This is a genomic window from Microbulbifer sp. (genome assembly GCF_036563125.1).
Classification (GTDB): domain Bacteria; phylum Pseudomonadota; class Gammaproteobacteria; order Pseudomonadales; family Cellvibrionaceae; genus Microbulbifer.
Genome location: NZ_DATCMV010000081.1, coordinates 1 through 2358, shown reverse-complemented (window position 1 = coordinate 2358; position 2358 = coordinate 1). Strand labels below are relative to the sequence as shown.

General features: G+C 60.1%; 2 protein-coding genes and 1 pseudogene. All 3 read left to right on the top strand.

Annotated elements, in window-relative coordinates:
- Positions 1 to 191: pseudogene (locus VIL80_RS06340) on the top strand (hypothetical protein); the annotation flags it as partial.
- A 38-nt stretch (positions 192 to 229) separates the two neighbouring features.
- A complete protein-coding gene (locus VIL80_RS06335; RefSeq protein ID WP_332035300.1) occupies positions 230 to 1636 on the top strand; it encodes a M20/M25/M40 family metallo-hydrolase in 1407 nt (468 codons plus the stop codon).
- Between the two features lie 146 nt (positions 1637 to 1782).
- Positions 1783 to 2277, top strand: a complete 495-nt coding sequence (tpx, locus tag VIL80_RS06330; RefSeq protein ID WP_332035299.1) for a thiol peroxidase — start codon at positions 1783 to 1785, stop codon at positions 2275 to 2277.
- The last annotated feature ends 81 nt before the right edge of the window (positions 2278 to 2358 follow it).

The window sequence follows — 2358 nt, the reverse complement described above, 5'->3', positions numbered from 1 at the left end:
GGCGGGTACTGATCAGTTACCCGATGCGCCACGACCCGCCGCTGGAGCAGCTCCGCCTGGAGTGCCTGCAAATCGAAGAAGAAGAGTTCACCGGCAAGCCGCCCTATCTGTTTACCGAGGCCGGCCTGCAACAACTGCGGGATGTGCGCGAGCGATTGCTGGCGCTGCCACCGCAGGATGAAACTGAATAATTTCCATAAATATCCAAAGCGCTGTAACTGGAGAAGTCATGTTAAAGCCACTGATGAATTTTACCGGGGGGCTGGCAGCCGCACTGCTAGTGATGTCGGCACAGGCTACAGCCCTGAAGCAGGAAGATATCTCCGTGGCGGAAGTGCTGCGGGATCGCGCGCTGGAATCCTCCGATGCCTACAGCCACGTAGAATCCCTCACTGTGGAAGTTGGCCCGCGTCGCGCCGGCACCAAGGGTGACGAGCGCGCAGTAGCGTGGGCGCAACAAAAAATGAAAGATCTGGGGTTTGACCGTGTTTACACCGAACAGATCGACGTCAAGCGCTGGGCCCGTGGCCACGCCCACGCGGAAGTGACCGCACCTTTCCCGCAACCGCTGGTAGTTACTTCCCTCGGTTACGGTGCGTCTACACCGGAAGGCGGTCTCACTGCGGAAATCGTCGAATTTGCCGATGTGGACGCGCTGATGAAAGCACCGGCGCGCAAGGTTAAGGGCAAGATCGCGTTCATCAACAAGCGCATGGAGCGCGCTCGCACCGGTGAGGGCTACGGCCCGGCAGCGGCCGGCCGCAGCAAGGGGATGCGCGCGGCGGCAGAGAAGGGTGCAGCGGCTCTGTTGCTGCGCTCCGTGGGTACCGACTCAGACCGCTTCGCCCACACCGGCATGATGTCTGTAGACGGCGTGGAAAACCCGGTTCCCGCACTGGCGCTGTCCGCACCGGATGCCAACCTGCTGGAGGCCATGCTGAAGCGCGGCAAGCCGGTGCAGGTGAAACTGAGCGTGCACAACGAAGCGCTGGCGGATGGCCCGTCCTTCAATGTGATTGGCGAAGTGCTCGGCCGTGAGAAGCCCGAGGAAGTGGTGATTATCGGTGCGCACCTGGACAGCTGGGACGAAGGCACCGGCGCGCTGGACGATGGCGCTGGCGTGGCCGTGGTAATGGAAACCGGGCGCCTGATTGCCGAGTTACCCCAGCGTCCTCGCCGCACCCTGCGGGTGGTACTGTTCGGCGCCGAGGAAATCGGCCTTGTGGGTGCCAAGCAGTACGTCGAAGCCCATGCCAACGACCTGGAAAAAATTGTGATGGTTTCCGAGTCCGATTTCGGCGCCGGCAAAATCTGGCGCTTCGACACCCGTATCCCCGAGAGCAAGTTCGCCATCGCCGACCAGATGATGCAGTTGCTGGCGCCGCTCGGCATCAAGCGCGGTGACAACAAGGCGTCCGGAGGCCCGGATGGCAGTGTATTCGTGGCACAGGGCGTGCCGGCGATGACCCTGCACCAGGACGGTACCGATTACTTCGACTACCACCACACGCCCAACGACACCCTGGACAAGGTCGACCCGGAAAACCTCAAGCAGAATGTGGCGGCCTGGGTGGTGATGTCTTTCCTGGCGACGGAAATGGAAGGCGATTTGGGTCGCGTGTCCACTGAGCATTGATCCACGACTATTATAAAACCCTTAAAACCCCGCATTTTGCGGGGTTTTTTGTTACCTGTGGCTAAATTGACTTTGCTTCCTCGGCTCGTCATGCTGCGGGCAATTTCCACTCTGCTTATACAACTTCTAACGTCAAGGATTGCACAATGGCCAATATCACCCTGAAAGGTAACCCCATCACCACCGTTGGCGACTTGCCTGCGGTAGGCAGCCAGGCGCCGGTGTTCACTCTGGTGCAGGGCGATCTGTCCGAACTCAATCTGTCGGATCTTGCCGGCAAGCGCGTGGTACTGAATATCTTTCCGTCGGTGGATACCCCCACCTGCGCCATGTCCGTACGCACGTTCAATGAAAAGGTCGCTTCCCTGGAGAACACCGTGGTGGTCTGTGTATCTGCGGACCTGCCCTTTGCCATGACCCGCTTCTGTGGCGCGGAAGGTATTGCCAATGTGAAGCTCGGCTCTACATTCCGCTCCAGTTTTGGGGACGATTACGGGGTGGCGTTTGAAACCGGCCCACTGAAAGGCCTGCTGTCCCGTGCGGTAGTGGTGATCGACGAAACTGGCAAGGTTGCCTATACCGAGCAGGTGGCGGAAGTTGCCAGCGAGCCGGATTACGAGGCGGCGTTGGCGGCGCTCTGATCCCCAGCGTTAGCGGACGCCAGTGCCGTCCGCTGTTCCCGATAAAACACCCCGCATCCAGCGGGGTGTTTTGGTTTTGGG